At 42.6% G+C, this 24,458-nt stretch carries 21 protein-coding genes; 2 read left to right on the top strand and 19 right to left on the bottom strand.

Going from position 1 to position 24,458, the window contains the following annotated elements:
- Positions 1-289: 289 nt before the first annotated feature.
- The 19 genes from ACZ5C4_RS02320 to ACZ5C4_RS02230 form a co-directional block, all read right to left on the bottom strand.
- On the bottom strand, positions 290-754 hold the full coding sequence (locus ACZ5C4_RS02320; RefSeq protein ID WP_464519613.1) for a YwiB family protein: 465 nt from the start codon (positions 752-754) through the stop codon (positions 290-292).
- A 3-nt stretch (positions 755-757) separates the two neighbouring features.
- Positions 758-1,579 (bottom strand): glutamate racemase, encoded by an 822-nt coding sequence (gene murI / locus ACZ5C4_RS02315; RefSeq protein WP_464522293.1) that lies wholly within the window; start codon positions 1,577-1,579, stop codon positions 758-760.
- Positions 1,580-1,600: 21 nt separating this feature from the next.
- Positions 1,601-2,632, bottom strand: coding sequence for a 6-phosphofructokinase (gene pfkA, locus ACZ5C4_RS02310; RefSeq protein WP_464519612.1), 1,032 nt, complete (start codon positions 2,630-2,632; stop codon positions 1,601-1,603).
- A 126-nt stretch (positions 2,633-2,758) separates the two neighbouring features.
- Complete coding sequence (locus ACZ5C4_RS02305) at positions 2,759-6,232, bottom strand: DNA polymerase III subunit alpha (RefSeq protein WP_464519611.1); 3,474 nt, start codon at positions 6,230-6,232, stop codon at positions 2,759-2,761.
- A gap of 97 nt (positions 6,233-6,329) precedes the next feature.
- Positions 6,330-6,569 carry a hypothetical protein gene (locus ACZ5C4_RS02300; protein ID WP_059066472.1) on the bottom strand — a complete coding sequence of 80 codons (240 nt, stop codon included), beginning with the start codon at positions 6,567-6,569 and terminating at the stop codon, positions 6,330-6,332.
- A 133-nt stretch (positions 6,570-6,702) separates the two neighbouring features.
- Complete coding sequence (locus ACZ5C4_RS02295) at positions 6,703-7,860, bottom strand: amidohydrolase family protein (protein WP_464519610.1); 1,158 nt, start codon at positions 7,858-7,860, stop codon at positions 6,703-6,705.
- A gap of 70 nt (positions 7,861-7,930) precedes the next feature.
- Positions 7,931-8,896 (bottom strand): 2-keto-3-deoxygluconate permease, encoded by a 966-nt coding sequence (locus ACZ5C4_RS02290; protein ID WP_464519609.1) that lies wholly within the window; start codon positions 8,894-8,896, stop codon positions 7,931-7,933.
- A 354-nt stretch (positions 8,897-9,250) separates the two neighbouring features.
- Positions 9,251-9,841 carry a class II aldolase/adducin family protein gene (locus ACZ5C4_RS02285; protein ID WP_464519608.1) on the bottom strand — a complete coding sequence of 197 codons (591 nt, stop codon included), beginning with the start codon at positions 9,839-9,841 and terminating at the stop codon, positions 9,251-9,253.
- A gap of 4 nt (positions 9,842-9,845) precedes the next feature.
- Positions 9,846-11,111, bottom strand: coding sequence for a 3-oxo-tetronate kinase (gene otnK, locus ACZ5C4_RS02280; RefSeq protein ID WP_464519607.1), 1,266 nt, complete (start codon positions 11,109-11,111; stop codon positions 9,846-9,848).
- A 35-nt stretch (positions 11,112-11,146) separates the two neighbouring features.
- Positions 11,147-13,063, bottom strand: coding sequence for a sigma 54-interacting transcriptional regulator (locus tag ACZ5C4_RS02275; RefSeq protein ID WP_464522292.1), 1,917 nt, complete (start codon positions 13,061-13,063; stop codon positions 11,147-11,149).
- A 35-nt stretch (positions 13,064-13,098) separates the two neighbouring features.
- The gene (locus ACZ5C4_RS02270) at positions 13,099-14,463 is read right to left on the bottom strand and encodes a homoserine dehydrogenase (RefSeq protein ID WP_464519606.1); all 1,365 of its coding nucleotides are present in this window, start codon (positions 14,461-14,463) and stop codon (positions 13,099-13,101) included.
- Between the two features lie 351 nt (positions 14,464-14,814).
- Complete coding sequence (locus ACZ5C4_RS02265; RefSeq protein ID WP_464519605.1) at positions 14,815-15,633, bottom strand: CvfB family protein; 819 nt, start codon at positions 15,631-15,633, stop codon at positions 14,815-14,817.
- A 13-nt stretch (positions 15,634-15,646) separates the two neighbouring features.
- A complete protein-coding gene (locus ACZ5C4_RS02260; protein ID WP_464519604.1) occupies positions 15,647-16,354 on the bottom strand; it encodes an acyl-[acyl-carrier-protein] thioesterase in 708 nt (235 codons plus the stop codon).
- A gap of 45 nt (positions 16,355-16,399) precedes the next feature.
- On the bottom strand, positions 16,400-17,578 hold the full coding sequence (locus tag ACZ5C4_RS02255; protein ID WP_464519603.1) for a cation diffusion facilitator family transporter: 1,179 nt from the start codon (positions 17,576-17,578) through the stop codon (positions 16,400-16,402).
- The gene (spoIIR, locus tag ACZ5C4_RS02250; protein ID WP_464519602.1) at positions 17,575-18,216 is read right to left on the bottom strand and encodes a stage II sporulation protein R; all 642 of its coding nucleotides are present in this window, start codon (positions 18,214-18,216) and stop codon (positions 17,575-17,577) included. The genes ACZ5C4_RS02255 and spoIIR overlap by 4 nt, the downstream gene beginning before the upstream one ends.
- Positions 18,217-18,307: 91 nt before the next feature.
- Positions 18,308-18,979 (bottom strand): GntR family transcriptional regulator, encoded by a 672-nt coding sequence (locus ACZ5C4_RS02245; protein WP_464519601.1) that lies wholly within the window; start codon positions 18,977-18,979, stop codon positions 18,308-18,310.
- Between the two features lies 1 nt (position 18,980).
- Positions 18,981-19,856: a 4-(cytidine 5'-diphospho)-2-C-methyl-D-erythritol kinase gene (gene ispE, locus ACZ5C4_RS02240; RefSeq protein WP_464519600.1), complete on the bottom strand. Its 876-nt coding sequence runs from the start codon at positions 19,854-19,856 to the stop codon at positions 18,981-18,983.
- Positions 19,857-19,924: 68 nt separating this feature from the next.
- Positions 19,925-21,484 (bottom strand): DUF3794 and LysM peptidoglycan-binding domain-containing protein, encoded by a 1,560-nt coding sequence (locus ACZ5C4_RS02235; protein WP_464519599.1) that lies wholly within the window; start codon positions 21,482-21,484, stop codon positions 19,925-19,927.
- 10 nt (positions 21,485-21,494) lie between these two features.
- Positions 21,495-21,908, bottom strand: coding sequence for a protease complex subunit PrcB family protein (locus ACZ5C4_RS02230; protein WP_464519598.1), 414 nt, complete (start codon positions 21,906-21,908; stop codon positions 21,495-21,497).
- A gap of 351 nt (positions 21,909-22,259) precedes the next feature.
- Between ACZ5C4_RS02230 and ACZ5C4_RS02225 the strand changes: the two genes are divergently transcribed.
- Together ACZ5C4_RS02225 and ACZ5C4_RS02220 are read left to right on the top strand one after the other, a co-directional pair.
- Positions 22,260-23,306, top strand: coding sequence for a Fic family protein (locus ACZ5C4_RS02225; RefSeq protein ID WP_464519597.1), 1,047 nt, complete (start codon positions 22,260-22,262; stop codon positions 23,304-23,306).
- A 15-nt stretch (positions 23,307-23,321) separates the two neighbouring features.
- On the top strand, positions 23,322-24,458 hold the full coding sequence (locus ACZ5C4_RS02220) for an ATP-binding protein (protein ID WP_464519596.1): 1,137 nt from the start codon (positions 23,322-23,324) through the stop codon (positions 24,456-24,458).

The following is a 24,458-nucleotide window of genomic DNA, read 5'->3' as shown; positions in this document are numbered from 1 at the left end:
TTCCCAGTATAGCAGAAAGAATAACACTCTTTTTTCAACATATCAACGGTAAAATATTTGTTTTTCGGGTAATTTTTTATCCACTTCTTCCAAATACATATTAATTATTTGAACTATTTCTGTATCTTTTAACTTAAAAGCAAACCAATATTCTTAACAGTTCTTTGGTAAGTTTTAAGTATACAAAAAGCAGTCAATCTCTAAAGACTAACCGCTTCTCTAAATAAATATTCAATTATAAACGCATAAAATTTGCCGATTCTATAACAAGGTATTTTTATCTGAATTCTTAACTCAATACAGAAAAATTTTTACTGTCTTTTGATGTAATATTCATTTTAATTCGGCAGTCTGCCATCGGCTCGTGGTTGACATCCAGCTCGTAATCCACCAGCACGTCTATCTTCTCTTCTGTCACGTTAATTTCCATACTGCGGGTATTTAAGCCTACAAGCATCTGTCCGTAAGGAGTCCGGTAATAGGTAAGGTTTTTCTTATTTTTTTCAAAAACCATATGTGTATTAGACGCCCCTGTTTTCATAATTTCCAAGCTGTCTGTCCCTGTAATTTTTATTTTGTTTTTGATTGTCCCTGCCATTCCCTCTAGCACTTCATCATATATGATATAATGCTTTCCATTGCGCAAGTAATAGCTTGCAGGAGTCATAACCTCAATGGCGTCCTCCTCTTTGAAGGCTGCTGCCATCATATCCATATGAAGTCCAGAAATGCTTACGATTACATCTTTCGTCATATCTTAATATTCCTCAATATTTACTACATTTGTCGTCGGTACATCAAACGGCATAACTGTATTGGCAAACTTACGGAACTTTTCTGCAGCATCACTGACATAGAATTCATAATGCCTGCATTCTCGGGTAGCTCCGTCATTTTCTATTCCTTGCTGTTTCAAAAGCTTTTTCAAATCCATTGCCGTTTCATAAGCAGGATTTACAATCTGTATTTTATCTCCCATGAAGGCGCGTATCTTAGAACGAAGCAGCGGATAATGCGTACACCCCAAAATCATAGCGTCAATCTCTGTATTTCTCAGAGAATCCAGATAGTACTCTATCACTTCCTCTGTCACCACATGTTCCTTAAATCCTTCTTCCACAAGGGGTACAAACAGAGGGCAGGCTTTTTCCAGAACCACTATATCCGGCGCCATCTTGTGGATTACTTTGGTATACATACCACTTTGCACTGTAGCATCGGTTCCAACCACGCCTACTTTTCGATTCTGTGTCACCTCAACCGCTGCACGTGCTCCAGGAATTACCACCCCGATAATCGGAACTGCAAACCGTTCCTGTACAGACTCCAATGCAAGCGCACTCGCCGTATTGCACGCAATCACAATTGCCTTCACCTGCTTTGTCTGGAGAAAGCGAATGATCTGTTCTGAAAAACGAATCACATTATTCTGAGATTTGCTTCCATATGGAACGCGCGCTGTATCTCCAAAATATATAATATTTTCACAGGGCAGCTGACGGGAAATCTCCCGCATTACTGTCAGACCACCTACTCCAGAGTCAAATACACCGATCGGAGCTGCTTTCTTTCCTGTCACCTTCACTTTATCAATCCTCTCCTAGATTGCCAATACTTTTGATATTTCATACTGATATTCTGGAATTGTTTTCTTCATCGCGAGAGCTTCTTCTATATCAAAGTCTACATACTGTCCATTCTTATACCCGACTACACGATTTGACTTGCCCTGGCATAACAAATCTACTGCCATAGCACCCATTGTTGAAGCATATACTCTGTCTTTACATGTGGGGCTTCCGCCGCGCTGCATGTGGCCGAGAATCGTTGCCCTTGTTTCAATACCAGTTGCTTCCTCAATTCTCTTTGCCATATTGATAGAATCACCGATTCCCTCGGCGTTAATAATAATATAGTTCTTCTTGCCGCGTTTTTTGTTCTCCAGGATATCGTCAATTAACTCCTGCTCGTTGAAATCCTTTTCTTCCGGCATAAGAATTTTTTCTGCTCCATTTGCAATTCCACACCATAAGGCCAGGTATCCTGCATCCCTTCCCATAACCTCTATAATGCTGCACCGTTCATGGGAAGTGGAAGTATCACGCACCTTATCAATCGCTTCCATAGCCGTATTCACTGCTGTATCGAAACCAATCGTATAATCTGTACATGCAATATCTAAGTCGATCGTTCCAGGAATTCCTATTGTATTCACTCCAAGATTTGCCAATTTTTGCGCACCCGCGAAAGAGCCGTCACCTCCAATAACGACCAATCCGTCTATACCGTATTTCTTACAAATCGCCGCTGCCTTCTGCTGTCCTTCTTCTGTACGCATAGACTGACACCTTGCAGTCTGTAAAATCGTACCTCCGCGCTGGATCGTATCTGATACGTCCCGCGCTGTCAAATCTATAATTTCTTCTTTCAATAGTCCATGGTACCCTCTGCGGATTCCACGCACCTTTAATCCGCGTGCCAATGCAGTTCTGACAACTGCACGGATTGCCGCGTTCATACCCGGTGCATCTCCTCCACTTGTCAACACACCTATAGTACGGATCCTATCCTCGATTTCATCCAGCAGTTTTGCCTTATCCACTGCTGCCGTATTTTCTTTTGTTTCTGCCATGTTTCAATTCCACCTTTCCCAAAAATAATAACCTAAACCCATTTTTGCTTTTACAGCAATACTGATGCCAATATACACTGACATTATTGATTAAATTTTAACACTTTGGATAATATTCTACCCCATTTAGAAATGGTTTTCAATAGCTTTTTCTACCACTTTTATCCTGTTCTCGCCGTAATGATTCATCAATCTTCCTAAGATTTCCTGTCCAATTCGAATGTTGCGGTTTTTCGGCAGGCGTTTTACCGCCCGTTCTTTTGCACAGTAAATCACCACTTCGTCCTCTCCTTCTGAATCTGCCAGGTATCCGTATATAATCTGCTCATTTTCCAGATACGCTGCCTTATCGGGGAACTGAATCCAAAGCTCTTTTTTCGTCTTCTCGAAAGGAATTACCTTCTCGCAAATCAGCTTGCTCGCTCTCTCGTCCTCTTCTGATACTCTGCCGCGTATAAATACCTTGTTATCGATTTCCAGGTATTCTCTGTTCTTTTCATAATCCCTGGGAAAGACAACAACCTCCACTGTTCCAAGCAAATCCTCCACTGTTACAAATGCCATCATTTGGTTTGTCTTTGTATGCTTCACTGTTTTATCTGTAATCATTCCTCCTATGATTTCCTTCACCCCGTCATGTACTTTCGTGCGTCCGGTTTCTTCATCCGGCTGGAAATCCAGTGTAGTTGCAGAAATTACTTTTTTCCACTTCTCCTCATATTCTTTCAGAGGATGTCCGCTGATATAGATTCCAAGCACTTCCTTCTCAAAGGCGAGCAGATTCTCTTTTGCATATTCCCCTACATCCGGCAGTTTGATCTCGAACTCGCTTTTCTGTTCTTCATCTACCAGATCAAACAGTGTCATCTGTCCGGTCATTGCATACTTTTTCTCTTGATTGACATGCTCCATAATCTGAATATAAATACTCATATACTGTTTCCGCGTTCCGCCGAGGCAGTCCAACGCACCGGACTTAATAAAGTTTTCTATTACTTTTTTATTCAATATGTCTTTCACCGACATCCGGCTGATAAAGTCTTCCAGATTCTTAAAGGGGCCAAATTCTTTTCTCTCTGCTTCAATCTGCTCTATCACAGGTTTCCCGATACTTTTAATTGCGGCCAGTCCGTATCGAATGTTACCGCCGTCCACAGAGAAGCTCGCGATTCCTCTATTAATATCCGGAGGAAGTATATGGATGTCCATCTGCCGGCAGGCATAAATATATTCTGCCACCTTAGGAGGATTTTCAATCACAGACGTCATAAGCGCAGCCATAAATTCTACTGGATAATAAAATTTCAGATAGGCAGTCTGGTAGGCGACAACCGCATACGCAGCGGCATGGGATTTATTGAATGCATACTTTGCAAAATCAATCATTTCATCATAAATCTTGTTCGCCGTCTTTTCATCGATCCCATTGTTTATACAGCCCGGTACCCCAGTCTTTTCATCCCCATATACGAAAATCTGGCGTTCCTTTCTCATAACATCGCCTTTTTTCTTTGACATTGCACGACGGAGCAAATCACTTCTCCCCAATGTGTATCCTGCCAGATCACGTACAATCTGCATAACCTGTTCTTGATACACAATACAGCCATACGTAGGCTCAAGAATCGGCTCCAGCTGCGGACAGTCATAGAAAATCGACCCTGCATCATTCTTCCCTTTGATATACTGTGGGATGAAATCCATCGGCCCTGGACGATAGAGGGAAATTCCGGCAATAATGTCCTCCAGGCTATGGGGCTTTAATTCCTTCATAAAGCCTTTCATTCCTCCACTTTCCAATTGAAAGATTCCATCTGTCTTTCCGGTACCGATATACTCTAAAACTGCGGTATCATTATAGTCAATCTTTGTCATATCCAAATCCGGCGTTTTCTTTCGTGCCATCTGTACCGCATTTTGGATCACAGTGAGCGTACGTAAGCCTAAGAAGTCCATCTTCAAAAGCCCCAGCTCCTCCAACGTTGTCATGGTAAACTGTGTTGTGATTGTTCCGTCAGAGGCACGCGAAAGTGGAACATATTCATCCGCGTCCTCCTGACAGATTACAACGCCGGCAGCATGCATAGAACTGTGCCGCGGCAAGCCTTCCAGACGTTTTGCCATATCGATCAGGTATTTTACCTGCTCGTCACTCTCATAGGTTCTTTTTAGCTCTGGATTTTCTCTCATTGCTTTATCGATCGTAATATTCAGCTCTGTAGGAATCATCTTTGCAATTGTATCCACAAAAGCATACGGTAAATCCATAACTCTTCCCACATCACGAATGACTCCGCGCGCAGCAAGTGTACCGAAGGTTACAATCTGCACAACACGATCTTTCCCGTATTTACGTACTACGTAATCAATCACTTCTTGTCTGCGCTCAAAACAGAAATCTACATCAATATCAGGCATAGAGACACGCTCAGGATTCAAGAAACGCTCGAACAGCAACTGGTACTTAATCGGATCGATAGTCGTAATTTCCAGACAATAAGACACAATACTCCCCGCCGCGCTCCCCCTGCCAGGCCCTACAGAGATACCATGGTCCTTGGCATATTTGATGAAATCCCATACAATCAGGAAGTAGTCTACATACCCCATATTTTTAATGGTGGTAAGCTCATATTCCAGACGCTCTTTTAATGCATCCGAAGGGTTGCCGTAATGCTTTTCAAGCCCTTCATAACATAACTTCTGCAAATATTCCCACGACGTAAAACCGTCTGGCACGTCATATTTTGGAAGTTTTGTCACTCCAAATTCAATCGTTACATGACACCTGTCTGCGATTTTCTGCGTATTTTCCAACGCCTGTAGAGCATATGGGAATAACGTGCGCATCTCTTCTGGAGATTTTACATAATACTGCCCGCCTTCATACCGCATCCGGTTTTCATCAGCGAGCTTCTTTCCCGTCTGGATACATAGAAGAATGTCATGGGCTTTCGCGTCCTCTGCATAGGTATAGTGGACATCATTGGTCGCTACCAGTTCAATCCCCAGTTCTTCAGATAATTTCAGCAAACGTTGATTTACCATTGTTTGCTCTGGTATACCATGATCCTGCAGTTCAAGGAAATAATTCCCCTCTCCAAAAATATCTCTGTATTCCAGAGCTGATTTTTTTGCTTCTTCATACAGTCCTTTTGTCAGATACCGCTGCACCTCTCCTGCCAGGCAGGCGCTTAATGCAATAATCCCTTCGCTGTACTCACGAAGCACTTGTTTATCTACACGCGGTTTATAATAGTACCCTTCTACAAACCCTTTTGAGACAATTTTCATCAGGTTTGAATAGCCTGTATTATTTTCTGCCAGAAGTACCAGATGATAATATCTGTCCTCTCCGCCGGAAATCTCTCTGTCAAATCTGGAACCTGGCGCCACATAGACTTCACAGCCAAGAATCGGGTTAATTCCCTGGCTCTTCGCTTCTCTATAAAAATCAATGACCCCGTACATTACCCCATGATCTGTAATCGCCGCGCTGTTCATCCCTAATTCCTTCACTCGCGCTACATATTCTTTTATCTTATTGGATCCATCCAGCAGACTGTACTCTGTATGGACGTGCAAATGCGCAAAATTCATGTTTCACCTCTCGCTGTTCTTTCGATACAAAAAGGGCGTTCCCGTCGGGGAACTGCCCTTATAACATGCCTGATTCAGCTGCCAGAACCAGCTTTACCTATTGACCGCCATTCAGCATGAAATTGATCAGCTTATCTGTATCCTCTTTCTCATATGCAATAATCTCTAATTCTGGAATTTCTCCATTGGAAAAAATATTTGCCATAGATACATACTGGGAAAGTTTGGACTTCAGATTCAGTCTGTCTCCTTCTCCTGTTACCAGCTCTACTCTTCCTTTGCAGGAATCTACTACTTTAAAAAATGCGTCTATGTCTGTAATATTTTGTACTTTCATCTTACAATCTCCTTTCTGATCCTATATAATGGATATTTCACCTGACAGAACTATATCTGTTTTTGGTGTTTCTATTGCTATTATACCCTATTTACAAGGGATTGCAAGATATATTCCTGAATTTTGCCTTTCCCTACCGTATTTTTCTTCCATCCTGATACACTGATTTCACCTGCTTTAAGGCGCTGATATTATCAAGCGGGTTTCCTGCAAGCATTACAAAATCTGCTGCAAGCCCTTTTTCGATCGCTCCGGTCTTATCGTCTACACCGCATAGCTTTGCTGCATTCACCGTAATTCCGGCTAATACCTTCGTGTTAGATGCACCTAAAGAAGCAATATATTCCGCTTCCTGGGGCAGTCCTGTGTGAATTCCGTCTGTTCCAATCCCGAACTTTAGATCTCCCTGAATGGCTCCCGACAGGCATTTACAGATGATTTCTTTTTCTTTTAAGCTTCCTTCACGATCCTGTGGTGAAAACTTAAACAGTAATTTATCATTCAAAGCATAGCTTGGCGTATATACAACCCATCTGTCTGCTTTTTTGACCTTTTCTACCTGTTCCGGCGTAATATAATATACATGCTCCAGGCAGTCGATACCTGCTTCCAGACAGTCTTCCAGCCCCTGGCCGCCTGAACAGTGGCACGCGGTCGTAATTCCCACACTCCTTGCCTCCTGTACAACTGCCTTAAGCTCCTCCGGACTCATAAAATGGTAAATAAACGGAGTTGCATTGATCACCTTCGTCGTAAATACTTTCAGGAAGTCAACTCCATGTGCGATATTCTCCCTTGCCTGCTTTCTGAACTGCTCTGGCCCGTCAAAGGGCATTCCCACATATCCATGTCCATGTGAAGCCCGCATTCCGATTCCACTCACAACCAGCTTCGGGCCTGCAATTCTGCCGTCCTGCTGCGCCTTTCTGCAAGTTACGTCAATATAATATCTGTCCCCCATACAGCGGGCTGTTGTCACACCTGCCTCCAGATCGTCCTTCATTGTCTTTAATGCCCGAATGGTCTGTTCGCACTCGCAGTCATTCATTTTTACAAGATGATTTTCTAAGCGAGTATCAAGCGCAAGATGGTTATGGCAGTCAATCATTCCCGGCATCAAAGTAACCTTTCCCAAATCCGTCACTCTGTCCTTGAGCTCTTCCGGTATCTCCGCCTCCGTCTCGTAAATTTCTGCGATCTTTCCGTCCTTCACCTCCACAGCCGCATTCCAGAGCGTCTGTAGATTACGGCCTGCTATTACATTTTCTGCTTTTAATATATAATGTTCCATTTTCTTCTCCTTCTTGCCTTCTATGTGCTTTCTATATTCTTTCTTTTTTACAGCTCCTGCCTTTTAAGGCTTACTCTTTCTTCTGCTCCGCCTTTTTCTGCAGTTTTTTCTGGCTCCGGCGCGCTACAAAGCCTGTCAGAACAGGCGTCAGAATTGCCGTAATAACGACCGAAGCGGCTATCTGCGCTGTCGCCGACGCTGCATATGGTTCAAGACTTGTATCTACTGCTGCCACAGAGGCAGGTGTTGCGACCGCATTTCCTCCTACTGTTCCAATCGCCATTCCCATAGGATCGGGTTTTCTTCTGATTGCACTGTAAATAAAATAAGTGAGCACGCCTGTGGAAAGGACGGTAATAAGCCCCAGAATGATTCCCGGTACTCCGGCCTTTGCGATCGTAATAAGGCTCATGTTCGCTCCGAATACAAAGCCGTTGACCGGAAGGATCATATTCAAGCCTTTTGAAAGAAGATCTCTGAAATCCGAATCCAGATTTCCGAGTATCATACCTATGATAAGCGGTATAATCGCAGCTACGATGTCAATAACAGGGATAGATGCAAGTCCTGTCGTGCCCAGTGCGATCATCGTGAGAAATGGCCCGTCATTCAGGGATAATACCGCAATCGCACCCATGTCCGTATCATCACCGAATTCCTTTGCCAACGCTGTATAGATTGCCCCGTTTGAGTTTGTAATCGCCGCGATCGCCGCAAAGGGAGTCAAGCCCAGCATTCCCGCCGGGCCAAACGCCATATTTAACAGGTACCCGATAATCACGCCGATAGCCAGCTTAAGACCAGTCAGTATTACACCTTTATATAGCGGCATTCCTACCTGTCTCACATTGATTGTAGCTCCGCTGCAAAAGATGAACAGACCTACCAGCGTCGCTTGTCCACTCTTAAACAAGGCAGTCGTAAACCCTCCGATTTCCAGACACTGTGGAATAAATGTATTCACCAGACATCCGATCAACAATGGAATTACCATCATCCCTCCCGGAAATTTCTTCATTGTCGCACATATCTTCATATCCTTTACCTCTCTTTCGTCCTACTATATTTTCACAGCCGCGCAGCATATGTTTGTTATATATATTATAAGCAAACCACATGCCAATTTATCTTTCTCTAAACTTTTTTGCGAGGTATCAGAAAAATCCCGTATTTCCGCTTTTTTAGCTTCTTAATTTCGGCTTCTCTTTTGAGGCAGCTCGTTTCACGCTGCACCGTTGCTGCATTTTGTTGTATTTGTTGCAACATTTTATCTGGCACACACTAGATTTCAGACATAAAAAGGAGAGCCATTGCTCCACAGGTGATTTCTCATCTGTTTTGCAGCAGCTCCCTGATCAAGTAGATAACACGCTTCTCTGCCCAGCCTCTATTACTCATGTAATATTTTATTTTCTTTCAGCGTCCATGCTATTTTACAGCTTTCCTCCAGCTCTTCGACACCAAAGAAGGCATCCATGAGCGTTTTGCCCCCAACTACGGAGCCATGCCGTTCTAAGAGAAACGCATCACTGTCCGGCGCCGCCTTTTTAAAATAAGAAAACAATTCCTCGCTCCCCGGCGCCGCATATGGCACAAGCCCGATCGTTCCCACCTTCATTTTCAGATAAGGCGTATAGTCCGGTACAATATCGGTCGTCCATTCATGCTTCAAAAATGTATACATAACACTATAGAAACTGTGTGTATGTATGACTGCTCCAATGCTTTCTGATTTTTCATAGAATATTTTGTGCAGAGGCAATTCTTTGCTCGGCTTCTTCCCCGTCCATGCGCCGGTTTCATCTACCCTTGAAAAACTTTCCGGCGTCAGCCTCCCAAAACAGGTACCGCTTCCCGTAATGTAAATGCAGCCTTCATGCTTAAAGCTTAAATTTGCTGAAGATCCTGTTGCTTTCCCTCTTTCAAACAATTCCTTTGCCACCCATATTGCGTCCTCTATCTTTTTTTCTAATTCGGTCATCTTCTCACTTTCCTCTCAATATTTTCAACGCTCTCGTAAAGAAATCCAGCTGTCCGAAGTTGCCTGATTTCAGTACAAGCTTCAACTCTCTGCATGCGACCGGTACCATCACCGGTACTCCCGGCGCCACAGATTCTCCGATTAGAAACATATCAAATCCCAGCTTTTTCATGATCGCTCCGGAGGTCTCGCCTCCTGCGGATATAATGCCGCCGTATCCTTCTTTTACCAGTTCTGCCGCTGTACCGCTTATAGTATCTTCTATCAAGTTTGCAATTTTTTCCCGTCCGGACTTTTGTATTTCTCTGACCTTATCAGCAGTATCAGAAGAATACACCAAAACATCTCTGTCAGAATGTGTATGTATAAACTTGAGTATGTCGTCTATCGTCTGGGTTCCCTCCAGCAACTTCAAAGGAGTAATCCGGACAGAAATCCCTCCTTTGTCCTGATAATCCGCAATCTGCCCCAATGTCGCTGCGGAACAGCTTCCGGCAAAAAGTACTGTTTTTGTAGAACTATATTTCTTTTTTTCGTCCTGTTTCATTTGCTTTATATTATTTTTTTTCAGCAAATATTTCCCTAAAGGCTTCAGGATTCCGGAACCGCCTGTAAGAAGCTGCAAGTCGCCAAATTCCGCTGCGATCTTCTCGCCGTCCTCTTCCTCCTCATAATCAGGAATTACGTAGAAATGCTTCTCTTCGCACGCCCTTTTGTAAATATCCTTCATGGATTCACTGTAAAGCTCATATGCCGGATATTTTCCCTGCGCTTCCATCAGATTTTTGATACGGCTGTCCCACATAGGCGTAAGCGGGTGATCCTTCATAGAGCTTTCATGCAAAGGCACGCCGTTTACGTACAGGCATCCACCTCTTACAGTACGTCCGTTCACCGGAAGCGCCGGACATAAAATCGTGTATTTTACTTTCAGATATTCTAAAATCGCATCTGTAACCGGCCCTATATTTCCCTGCTTCGTCGAATCAAAGGTAGAACAGTATTTAAAATAAAATTGCTCTACCCCACTCTTTTCTAGCCATTTTATTGCCTCAAGCGCCTCGTACACCGCCTGCGTGGTCTCCTGCGTACGGGATTTCAGCGCTACTACAACAGCCTGTATCTCTTCGGGTATCTCTGCTTTTTCGGGAATCCCATTTGTCAGGATTGTACGCAGTCCCGCTTCCTGTAAAAAGCTTGCTGCGTCCGATGCCCCTGTAAAATCATCCGCTACACATCCCAGCAGTATTCCCTTCTGCTTTGTCTCCATAGCTCTCCTCCATTCTGGTTCAACGTCCTTCTTTTTTATTCCATATGATAAAACTTCATTTTTCTCCAAAGTGTTGTCCTGTCCATTCCCAGTAAAGCCGCCGCATCCTTCTTCCTGCCGCCGCTGATGTGCAGCGCCTGTATAATCTTTTCCTGTTCTGTCGGTTTCTTTTCCCCGTATAAAGCGGCCTTTTCCTGCTGTTCAATATGCTCCTGCACTGCAAAAATGTCCTCCGGATACAGCGCTGTTTTTACCATATATTCGGTGATTCGTTCCTCCTCGCATATCACAGAAATTCTTTCTGCCAGATTTCTGAGCTCCCTGATATTTCCTTCAAATGCGTAGCTCTCCAGCAGACGCTCTGCCTCGTTTGTACAAAAACCTATTTCCTTGCCAAATTTTTTATTATACTTTTGTATAAAATAGTAAAACAGCGGCAGAATATCTTCCTTTCTCTCTCTAAGCGGAGGTATATAGATTTTCAAAACATCCAGCCTGTATAACAGATCCTGCCTGAATTTTTTCTCTTTTACCATGAGAGACAGATTTCTATTTGTCGCCGCAATAATACGTACATTTACGTTTACTACTTTATCGTCTCCTATCCTGCGTATCTGCTTTTCCTGCAAAGCACGCAAAAATTTCCCCTGAAAGCTCAGCGGCAGCTCTGAAATTTCATCTAAAAACAAGGTTCCTGTGTGCGCCTGTTCAAAAAATCCTACCTTTCCGCCCTTTCTGCTGCCTGTAAAGGCTCCGTCCACATAGCCGAACAATTCGCTTTCCAGAAGATTTTCCGGCAGCGCCGCACAGTTCACAGCCACAAAGGGGCCGTCATGCCTGTTACTGGCATTATGAATACTCTGCGCCATTAATTCTTTTCCTGTCCCTGTCTCACCGACAATCAAAATACTGGAGGAAACCTTTGCATATTTTTCTGCGTGTTTAATTGTTTTTTCCATCAATTCGCTTTTACGGATAACATCTGCAAATGTATAGTTTGCCACCAATCCTTTTTCAGACAGCTTCTTCCTTAGCTGGGATTCGATCTGCTGTATTTTCTTTACATTCTGGCAGGTGATCACGACACCCATTACCTTATGTCCTACTATCACAGGCATATAATCTACGGAAAATACATTGGAACCTACCCTTGCAATTTCGTTGCTAAGAGCTGTTCCCTTCTGTAATACTGCTTCACAGCATTCCCTAAAAAATGGATATACTTCCGATAGCTTTTCTCCATTTACCGTACCCTTGCGATTTCCCCCAAGCTGTAGCATTTTTTTGTTTACCAGTTCAATATAGCCTGTCCTTCCTACATATACAATGCCTTCTTTGGAGGATTGCGTGATTGTCTCATAGAGGGTCTTTTTTTCTCTTTCTGTCTGTATTACTGCCACCATGTTGACAGCGTCATTTAAAATCTGTGCAACAGCCTCTTCTCCTGTCTCTATAGTTAAGGCATGTATATCCTTTCCCTTTGCGGCTGACTCTACGGAATAGCCGCCTATCACCGTATCATACCCTTCTCGGATCAAAGCGTCTATAAAATCTGCGGTTCTGCTGAAATCTAATATCTTTCTCACCGTAATATGAGAACCAAAAACCATACTTAGCACCGTCTCATCATGGTTATATGCGGAGGAGACTATAATGGCGATTCGTTTTGCCGCAAAACGGGACTTTGCTTCTAAAATACTGCGCATAATGTCGTATCCGGTAATCGGAATTTCCAGAATGGATTTATCCGGATATTTTTTCTTTAGAATGGACGCCGTATTCCCCCGACCAATTAACAGATCATATTTTTCACCCGCATCAATTTCTTCCACCTCTCTGTCTCGCAGAACACGTATGTCTACATGCAGATTTTTTCTTTTAAAAGATTCCTGATAAACTTTTCTCACTGTTTTTTCCAATTTCGGATACGGGACAATCAGCAGTATATTCACCAAACAGCTCCTCCTCTTCGGTTTATATCGTTATTTTACAATTTTAAACCTTGCATGTAAATCTCAAATGCGTTTCCAGATAGTTCCACATCCTCCAGCGTGACAGGCTGCCCTTCTTTAACCTCTTTCAAAAGGACAGCTCCGTTCAGAAGGTAAAACGGCGCCAGATTATCTGCTGCTTTTCTCTCTATCAATTCTGGTTCCAGTCCCTCTATAGAATGATGATGCCCCGCCACTTTCAGTACGGTTCCTTTTTCCATATTTCTCTGCGCAACTCCCGCCATTACGGAAACCTGCCTGCATTCCGGATGTGTACCGATTCCATTTAAATCTCCTAAAAGAACAGACAGCGGCGTCTCCAGTCCCATATAATGATATGGCAGATAAATACATGCATATTTTCCATTCTTACTCATTACATGCCCTTTGCTCTTTAACAGATCCCACATCTTCTTATTTTCACATTTCACAATAATAAATTCACCGCCGCAAAAGCTGGCTTCGTCTTTTTCCCGCAGATTATAGAAGACATCTACTACGCCCGTTTTCTTCAAAATTCCACCGTCTTCTTCAGGAATAAAAATATCTGCCAGCTCACTGGTCTTCGCGATTGGATAACTTAGAAATGCAGAGGATGGAACCAGCCCTGTCACATTCGACACCAGATTCATTTCGCAGAGGTCTGCAGAAATCACCTCTGTATAACTTTTTAAGAGTTCCTTTCTCCTCTGCAGGGTTTTAGTCCCTGCGTATCTCCAGCAGTCCTTCATCTGTGGAAGCTCCTTCACATTGTCTGTTCCATCTGTATAGGTCAGCTCTCCTGTCTCATAATCCCAGACAAAATCATATTCGCTCGCCTTTCCGGCTGCTATAATCTCCAGTCCAAGCGCACGTCCCCATGAGTACAGATCCAGCAGGTTTCGCGGCTGATCCCCATTTACCAGTGAATATACCGCGTGATTTTCTTCCGCAGTTTTATTTAATATAGGCCCGCATACACTGTCCGTCTCTTTTGAAACCATATAAACATTGATGCCGCGTCTCAACGCCAGAAGTGCAACCTCCGAACTTATCTCCGTATTTCCGGTACATTCGACAAGCGCTGTAATACCGCACTCTATAACCAGCTTATAATCCTCCACTATGAGAACCTTCTCTTCTCCTGCCTGTACAATCTCTTCTTTGCTGCGGCAGACAACCACGTTCTCTTTTCTATAGCCAATCTCCGCGAGAACCTCAAAGCACTCTTCCGGATGCCTGGAACAGATGACCCGCAGCTTCATATGATTCACCTTCGGGATTTGCGCTAACAAAGTATATCCATACCCACGAGTTGCGCCAATAATGCCTACAATTGATTTTTTCCCCGCACAGTCTTTCCATAAATTCGTATAGTCCATTCTATCCACTCTCCTTTGCATATATTCAATGTATTTTTTACATCAAAATATACAGCAATTCACATGCCAACTTTTTATAAGCTCTTTTTCTTATATCTTCTCTATTAGAATAAAGTGGGCAAGCCCACTTCAACACCCCTACCCTCAATCTTGAAAGGCTTGTACACTTTGCGCGCCGCCGCAATACCGCAAAGCGGTAAAATTTCCTTATTGCGGCGTGCGCATCCCGCCCGGAGGGCTTTTTGTATAATAGGAAATTTATCGAAATTTCCTATTATATAAAACGCTGCATACGTTGCACAAATATGTTACGTAACACATTTGTTGCAACACATGCAGCATTCTTACCTTCTATCCCTTTATACTCTTTTCTAATATCTCTATCTTCCCTTGCTTTAACAATCTGCCGACAGCCCTCTTAAACGCTGCCTTGCTCATGCCGAATTCCTGTTTGATTCTCTCCGGATCCGCCTTATCGGTAAAGGGCAGTTCACCATCATAGCTTTTCAGCACTTCCAGAATCTTCTCTGCATCCTTATCCATCTGCTCCGGAATCTTTTCTCTTACGCTTAAATCCAGCTTTCCGTCCTCTTTTACCGCTGTCACCCGCGCTGTGATTTCCTGCCCCACCGTTAAGCTTCCAAACGAATCTTTCTTCGGAATCAGTGCGGAATACTGGTTGTCCACCGCGACAAAAACGCCATATTCTTTACTGGTATCATAGATAATTCCCGTTACCTTGTCATCCTTTTTGTATGGAGAATCTGTCCGTAGAAGGTGATATATCTTCATCGTGGCACACAGTCTCTCACTTTTGTCAATGTAGAGACTTACAAGGCAGGAATCTCCCTTTTTTACTTTCGCGGTCTGTTCCTTAAATGGCAGGAATAAATCTTTTTCCAGTCCCCACTCCAAGAAGGCCCCCAGCCTGCCTACATCTGCTACTTTAAGAACTGCAAGCTTTCCCAGGGTTATCTTTGGTTCCCGCGTTGTCGCAATCAGCCTGTCCGCAGAATCTTTATATAGGAATACTTCTATCGGATCGCCGGGCTCAATTTCTTCTGGCACTTGTTTTTTCGGCAGCAGAACTCTTTGCTCATCATTTCCCAGATACACGCCGAAGTCTACCTTTTTTACTACGGTCAGCATCTGCTTTTCTCCTAATCTCATCACTTTTCTCCTCTTATTCTTCTCTCATCTCTATTACTGCATAAGGTTTCTCTTCTGTATCGCACAGCTCTACTATCGTCCTGTCATTCTCAAATGCCGCTTTCGGATAGATAATATCTCCATAGACGGCAGATTTCTTATAATCTACTCTAATCTGCCGAAGTCTCCTCTCCTCCGGCAGAACCTCCAAGGCCATCTGTACATATTGACAGTTATTGACGTGTTCATTGGTATCAATATGATATTTTCTGACCGGAAATGGTTCCAGGTTTTCGCACTGCTGCGGCATCTTAATTTTTCTTCCTTCATATTCCATAGCAAGCGGCTCTTCTGTTCCGTATGGCAGAATATATTCCTCCTCAGGACGTACAGGACGGCCCTTTTCCAGATCCATAAATACCCAGATTGAGTTCGCGCAGGCGATTCTTTCCCCCGTCTCATCCTTCATAAAAAAATTACGGTTGCCGTACAAACCTTTAAATTCCGTAGCAAAGGTTCCTACTGTAATCTTCTCCGCCAGCTTCGGAAAGCGTTCTATCACTACCTGCCAGTAAGACAGTATCCATGCCTTCTTTTTTTCTTTTAAAACGTTCATTCCAAGTCCTACACTCTCAGAATGAAAGGTGCTGCAGTCTTGAAAATAGTTAATCAGCGCCGGCAGTGTCATTGTACCGCGGTGATCAATTTCACTGTAACGCACTTGGCTGTCAAATGTATACATGTACTTTTCCTTCCTTCTTTTCCTTCTGCTATTCTAGTCCCTCTTCTATTCTTTTGCAACATAATTATAATCCACAGTTATTACACACTGATACCTCGCATCTAATTTCTGTAGTCGTTCTGTTAATGCAAGTGGAAGATGCTTTCTTTTTTCTTCCTCATATTCGATTGGAATTACCATATCAAAAATCAGATTGATCTGCTCTTGCCCGTACACCACGCGAAAATCGTGGATACTACACGCGTCATCCAGTTCGTTCAGTATTTCTTCGGTCTTTCGCTTAATCTCAAGGACTCTTTCGTCCTTCATCTCCACCGGATCCATATGGATAACAAGAAAAATTCCCAGCTTCTTTGCGGCCTCCCTCTCTATCCGATCGATGATCTCATGGGACTGTTCTACATCTACGTCATTTGGGACTTCAGCGTGTATCGACGCCATGCTTCTGCCTGGTCCGTAATTATGTACGATCAAGTCATGGGTTCCTTCTATCCCGTCATACCCTTCCACGAACTGTTTGATTTCTTCATAAATCTCTGGGTCAATCGCTTCTCCTATAAGCGGTTCCAACGTATCCCTCGCAATGCCGATTCCGGCCCACATCACGACAAGCGCCACACCAATTCCTACAAATCCGTCAATATTGATCTTCGTAATTCCAAAAAATACAAGAGACACAATCGTTGCTCCTGTCGTGATCACATCTCCCATCGAATCCGTAAATATCGCTTTCATTACCTTGGAATTAATTTTCTGACCTAACTTTCTGTTAAACAATCCAAGCCACAGCTTCACACCAATGGACAATGCCAATATCACAACAGAAACCACCTGGAAATTTAGTTCTTCCGGATGTAAAATTTTTCCAAAGGAATCCTTTAGAAAGGTAAATCCCACCTCCAGTATCAGAAAGGATACGATTAACGCCGCGATATACTCCATTCTGCCATGTCCAAACGGGTGATCCTTGTCCGCCGGCTTACTCGCCATTTTTACACCTGCAAAACTGATAATAGAAGAGCCCGCATCTGAAAGATTATTGAATGCATCGGCTGTGACAGAAACACTGTGCAGGAAAATTCCAATCACAAGCTTTACAACAAATAGAAATACATTACAGAAGATGCCCACAATGCTGGCAAGCACTCCATATGCCGTCCGCACGGACACCTTCTCTACCTCTTTATAATCTTTTACAAAATGTCTGACCAAAAATTCTGTCATTTATCGTCTCCCCAGAAAAACCATTTTATCTTAAACTCTGATTCGGCTGTAATCTGAGAATATTCCTCCTCTGTAAGTACATTTTTTAATTTTTTCTTTCCTTCGTCCGGCACTACTGCATTTGTCGTATCCAGGAAGCAAAGATTCGGATACAGTACGCACCACCAGTTATGTCCTTTCGCATTTCCAATTTCTATCCGCAGCGCCTCATAGTTTCCTGCCGGAAATGTCACATCTCCATACGTCTTATCTGGGAAGTAACAGGTGCACACCGCAGCGCTTACTGTATCGTCCGCACCATTTTCTTCCAGAGTCTTTTTACTTATTTTCTCCAGCTCATCTGTATGCTCCCGCACCCACTGGGTTGTCTGCTTTACATCCATTTCCTGAGGCAATGCTTCTTCCATCCAGTCCATCACTGCGTCCCTGACTTTTATCTTCAAAGCCTGATCTCTCTTACTGTCACTATTTGCCACAACATGAAATCTTAAGACTTCCTGCGACAAATGTTCCTGGCGTTCTGCCGCTGCTACTGTCTGTACTCTCCAGACTGCCGCAGCAGTAACAAGTGTGGCAATAAAGATTGCCAGAAAAAATACCAACTGATTTGCGTGTTTTTCTATATATGTTCTGTCCATATGTATCTCCCTCCATCTTACTGATACAGAGAGTATGGACGTTTCTTCCCTCTTTATTCAAAAAACACACGTCCTTTATCTATTTTTTCTTTTACTTGTGCCGGATCGTATCGGCAACCGTCTCCACTTGGTTATCAATATGCTGGCTGGTGATTTTCGTAGCCCGTTCCCGTTCTCCATTTGCGATCGCCTGAATAATATCCTGATGTTCCGCCAGCAACCTGGGATAGTACTCTTTCTTTTTCAGATATTCAATTCGATAGCGGTACATCTGCTCCCTTAAATTATTCAAAAGCTGAATCAGCCTCTTATTGTCTGTCGCCATATAGATAATATCATGGAATGCCACGTCCGCCTCCGCGATTTTCGTTATATCCGCACTGTCCAGCACCGACTCAAAATTCTTTGCCGCTTGCTGTAAATCTCGAATCCCTTGTTTATCAATCCTGTCACATGCAAGCTGTACTGCCAATTCCTCAAGCGCGCAGCGCACTTCCAGCACATCTCTTAAGTTTTTCTCTGTGATCTCCGCTACCTCTGCTCCCTTTCTGGGAATCATCAGCACAAGTCCTTCCAGTTCCAGCTTCCGGATTGCTTCTCGGATAGGTGTCCTGCTTACCCCCAGTTTATTTGCAAGCTGTATTTCCATCAGCCGTTCGCCAGGCTTTAATTCTCCTCGCAAAATAGCCTGTCTTAATGTCTGAAACACGACGTCTCTCAAAGGAAGATATTCGTTCATTGTTACTTCAAAATTCGGCTCCATCCTATTTCCTCCTTACTCCATGTACATTTGTCACAAACGCTTGCTTTGCCAGTGCTTTCTCTCTGATTCGTATCTGTGCTTTCCGGGCGTCTGTCCGGTTTTCAAACAAACCAAATACCGTTGGCCCGCTGCCACTCATCATCGCATTTAATGCCCCTGCTGCCTTCATTTCTTTTTTGATCTCTTCAATAACCGGATACATGGGGATCGTCACATCCTCCAAGACATTTCCCATACAGGCAGCTATCTCATAAAGTGCCTGATGCTCCAATCCGCGGATCAGTCCGTCAATATCTGGATGTTTTTGTATAATTTCTGCATCCAGAGCTTCATATACCATTTTTGTAGATACACTGACAGGCGGTTTGGCAATCAGAACCGTACATTTCGGCATAGCCGGCAGCATCGTCAGCTTCTCACCGATTCCTTCAGCCAGCACTGTCCCGCGCATAATACAATACGGAACATCCGCCCCAAGCTTCACGCCCCTGTCCATCAGTTCTTCCTGCGTTAAATGCAGATCAAACAGGCGGTTCATTCCAAACAGCACTGCTGCTGCGTTGGAGCTGCCGCCTGCCAATCCTGCCGCCACAGGTATATGCTTCTCTAATGCAATCTTCACTCCCTGCCTTAAATGGAATTCATCTGACAGCAGCTTCGCCGCCTTATAGGCTATGTTGCTTTCATCTGTCGGAAGAAAATGCAGATTCGTCTCCAGAGAGATTCCCTCTTCTTCTGTCTTTTCTATATGCACATCATCATACAGGTAAACTGACTGCATTATCATGCGCACATCATGGTAGCCATTTTCCCTTTTCCCAAGTACATCCAACCCGAGATTAATTTTTGCAAGCGCTTTTAATGAGAGCTGCCTCATTGTATGTCCTCCATATTGTATTCTTCAGATTGTCTTATCTTATGTCTTGTATCTTGTATACATTATACTTATAGTATACTCATATTTTCTTTAAAAATCAACAATTTATCGCCCGGTTTTATCGTATCTGTCTCCAATGTATTTATCTCTTTGATTCCTTCCACTGTTGTCATATACTTTTTCGCCAAATCCCACAATTCGTCTCCTGCTTTTACAATGTATCCCACAATTCCCGGTCTGTTTTCCATTTCCCCTAAAGGAACCTCTGTTAACTTGGCCTCTGTAATCACTTGCATGGGAACCGGTTTTCGAAGAAACGCATCAAATGCAAGCACCGCTTTTACTTCTACTGCCTCACTTCCCGCCAGTGTAACTAAAAGCTGCTCTACATGATAAGACATATTGTATCTTACAGCTTCCGGAACGCCTGCACATTCCATCAGATAAGAAAACGGCACCATTCCTTGCCAGCTTCCAAAAGGCATACTGTCATCCGCACGCAGATATAAAAATGACAGATGTAAAATCCCCTCGATCTGTAGTCCTCCTTCTGTTCTTTCGATATGCTCTATCTGAATGTTTCCTTCGCTGTGGCAGATTTGTAGTACATTGTCTTTTAACTCCGGCAGTTCCAGTCTCTCCCCAATTTTGCATTTCGAGTGATTCTGCATCAGTAATTCTTCATATACTGCTTCACGTGTCTGGAATTCACATCTTTGTTCCAGTGAATACATGTCTGCAAGTAGTTCCATCTGTTCTTCCTCGTAAATATTCAGCCGCAGATTTATCGTACCTTCGATTCCCAGAATACGCATTTCCCCATCTTCATCCATACGGGCATCCACCAATGTATCCTCCAGTGTGTGCTGTACATGATAATACATCCCTTCCTCTACTCCGTCACAAGCAAGCCGTCCTTCGAAGGGAACGCTTTGTTCTATCCAGTCTGTCTTTTCTTCCTCTGACAGATACATACAGAATACCAGCAGTTCCCCTCTTATCAGAAGCGCATCCATCTCCGGCCTGATTTCCAGCTTTCTGCTGCTTACATGGGTTACGAGCATTACGCCTACACTCTCTTTTGTACCGGGCAAGGTAATCTCTTCTTTCACCCTGTATGTATCTTTCTTAGTCGTATTAAGCTTCAGAAGATTCACCGGCTTCATTTTTTTATAGATTGGAACCGTACTCTCCACATCTGTCGTCGTCTCTTCGTCTTCTAACTTTTCTTTTCCTATCTCCATCTCAACCATAGCCTTCAGACTGATTTTTCTCGAATTGACCATAGTGACTGTAAATTCATTTCTGATATTTTCCATATAATAATTCTCATTTTCATCATTTTCCGCATACACCATTTCTTCAAAAGGTATTTTCCCTTCCAGTACCGCTGGGCGTGCCTCCAAAGAGTCTGCTAAATATAAAATCTGAAAATAAAATTTCCCTGTGATCCGGATATAGTTTTCTACAGTCCGAATGTCCTCTACTTTCACTGTACCTGTATTTTGAACAATTTGCCGCACGTCTTCCTTCGCATCCGGCACGTTATAATCTTCATCCAGCACAAACTGATCGAAAATCTTTTTTCCTTCCTGATTATAATGTATCTGCTTTTTTATCAGTTCCATCTTTTCCTCCTTAATCAAAAATGACCTCTTTTTCTATATATTTAAGCTGTACGACCACATAAGGAAATGTGGTAATCTCTTTTGTCTTTTCTCCTTTCTCTGGTCCAAGCAGATTGGTATGTATATAAACAGCATTCTTCGTCTCATATAGCGCCAGAACCTCTACACTGTACCCTGTTTTCATCTGTGCCCCATATCCCTGTGCAATATACAACTGCCCCTGGTCCGCATAGGTAAGCTTAAACGGCTGTGATTTGTTTTCTTCGATCATGGATTTCAGTTCTTCCGGCACCGCCTCCTTGTCGAGAACCGTAAATGAAAGGTCCTGTAATTTTTCTGTTTTCTGCGGCCTCGATATACAGCCTGTCAGAAATAGCGCCGCCAGGCAGAAAATCCATATGCTCCTATATGTTTTCTTTCCCATCCCCATTCTCCGCGGCATATTTTCTCTAATATCATATTAAAAAAACAGCAGGATTATACCCTGCTGTTGGAAGATTTTTTGATTTATCAGCGTAAGCATTTATCGTCATTTATTCAATTACTTTTCCAAGTTGAACTTTGACGAAAAATTTATCGAAAAAGGATGGTGTTTCATTAACGGCATAATTTCGACTTGATAGTTTAGAGTTCCAACAATGTTGTATCGCCTTTCCGCATTATGGCACACACTATCTGCATATAATTACACTATATTATATGCAGAAAATATGTCCATATTCTTGTTTTTCTGCATATAATATAGTACAATTATGTGCAGAAAGGATGGAGCTATATGAGAAAATTTGATTATTCTTTTTTGAATAACGGCCTGTTGCCTGCGAATCTTGTAAACTTAACTGCAAACATATCTTCTCTGAAGACCATGGCAGGTGTACGAAAAGACAAATACAGGCAGATTTTTACTGAACTTGAAGCCGTTGCAAAGGTACAATCTATTAAAAGTTCTAATGCTATTGAAGGAATTGTTACAAGCGACGAACGTATCGCTGCCATTGTAAATCAAAATAGTGCCCCTCTTAATCATAACGAAGCAGAAATCGCAGGTTATAGGGACGCATTAAATGAAATTCATTTAGGCTTTGAACATATCGATTTCAGAAGTCGTGATATTTTGCGTTTGCACGAAATGATGATGTCTTTTGCTGGATATGAATACGGCGGTCAGTACAAAACGGATGACAATGTAATTTTAGAGATAGACTCTGACGGCAATAGACGAGTTCGTTTCCGCCCTACTCCCGCAGCCGAAACACCGAAAGCAATGGAGCAACTAGAACTTGCATATATGGAGGCTCGTAGCGATGCAAATGTGAATCAGCTTTTGTTGATTCCCTGTATTATTTTGGACTTTCTTTGCGTACATCCATTCCGAGACGGCAATGGCAGAATGTCACGCCTGCTTTCTCTGTTGCTTTTATATAAAAATGGGTTTGATGCGGGAAAATATGTGTCCTTTGAAGAACAGATCAATAAATACAAAGCATATTATTATGAATCTCTCCGTCAATCTTCGGATGGTTGGGAATCCGGTGAAAACAGTTATTTCCCTTTTATCGAAAACTTTTTATCCATGCTTTATATGTGTTATAAGGAACTTGATAAACGTTTCGCTGTTGTTCACGGAAAAAAGATTACAAAGAAAGCCCGTATTGAAGCTACGATACTAAATAGTCTAACGCCGCTTTCCAAAGCGGAGATATGCAAAATTCTTCCTGATGTAAGTCCAACTACCGTTGAAGCTGTTCTTGGCGCTATGGTAAAAAGCGGTGCGATAAAACGAGTCGGCAAATCGAGGGCAACACGATATATTAAGGTATAGTACAAGGTGAATAAAATGGATGTGTTTTCAATTAAAACTGAAATAGGGCGGCTTCTAGAACTTCGACAAGAGGGTGAATATTGGGATTTCAAAAAAGAGTGGCATAAAAATAAATCCGATTTATTACACGATATTATATGTATGGCGAATAATCTTTCTAATCACGACGGACTCATTATTATCGGTGTTGATGAAGAAACCGATTATTCTATTTGTGATATTACAAGTGACCCACACAGAAGAAAAACGCAGGACATTGTTGTTTTTTTGCGAGAGAAAAAATTTGCTGGCGGTATTCGCCCGACGGTATATGTGCAGTCACTCTCTTTTAGAAAAAGCGAAATAGATGTTATTGTTATTAGGAATGATCGTAACACGCCTTATTATTTAACAGAACAATATCAAGGTGTGTTTGCCAACAACATTTATGCTCGGATAATGGATACCAACACCCCTAAAAACTCGTCAGCCGATATAAATATAATCGAAAGGCTTTGGAAAAAACGGTTTGGTATTGACGCACCCGTTCTTGATCGTGCATTGTTGTTATTACAAACTCCTTGTGATTGGGTAGGTTCTGATGATGGGAAAAAGTTTTATAAATATGCTCCCGAATTTACACTTGAAGAAACATCAGCTGACGATTGCCGAAACGGTTATGAGTTCTATTTATTTAATCAATACGATTTCCACCCTCGATGGTACGATATAAACATTTATTATCATCAAACCTTATTATATTCTTTGGGCGGGGTCGCATTGGACGGTGGAAGGTGTTTTACATCTACCCCAGAAACAGGCGGAATTTCTTTATATAAAGAAAGCTATCACCATTGGGATATTTTATATAAGTATTTCGTTAAAGGTTCAATCGAACATAGAATTCATCTATTCTATATTACTGATGATATGGACGAGGAACTTACTGCAAGACAAAGATTTATGGAATGTATACTTGTTTTTGAATCTGAATATGAAAGAATGAAATTTAATGATTTCGTCATAGCCAATTTTAAAAAATATAATATTGACGAATTTACCAATCGACTGCCCTATTTTCCGGATTTAGAAGGATATAATATGGATGCATTTAGAAATGAATATTTACAATCTCAACTATTACAGCAAATGCTAAAGGATTTTAAAAGTTAG

The sequence above is a fragment of the Mediterraneibacter flintii genome (assembly GCF_055387595.1).
Note: the sequence above shows the minus strand (reverse complement) of the source record. Positions and strands in the feature narration are given on the sequence as shown.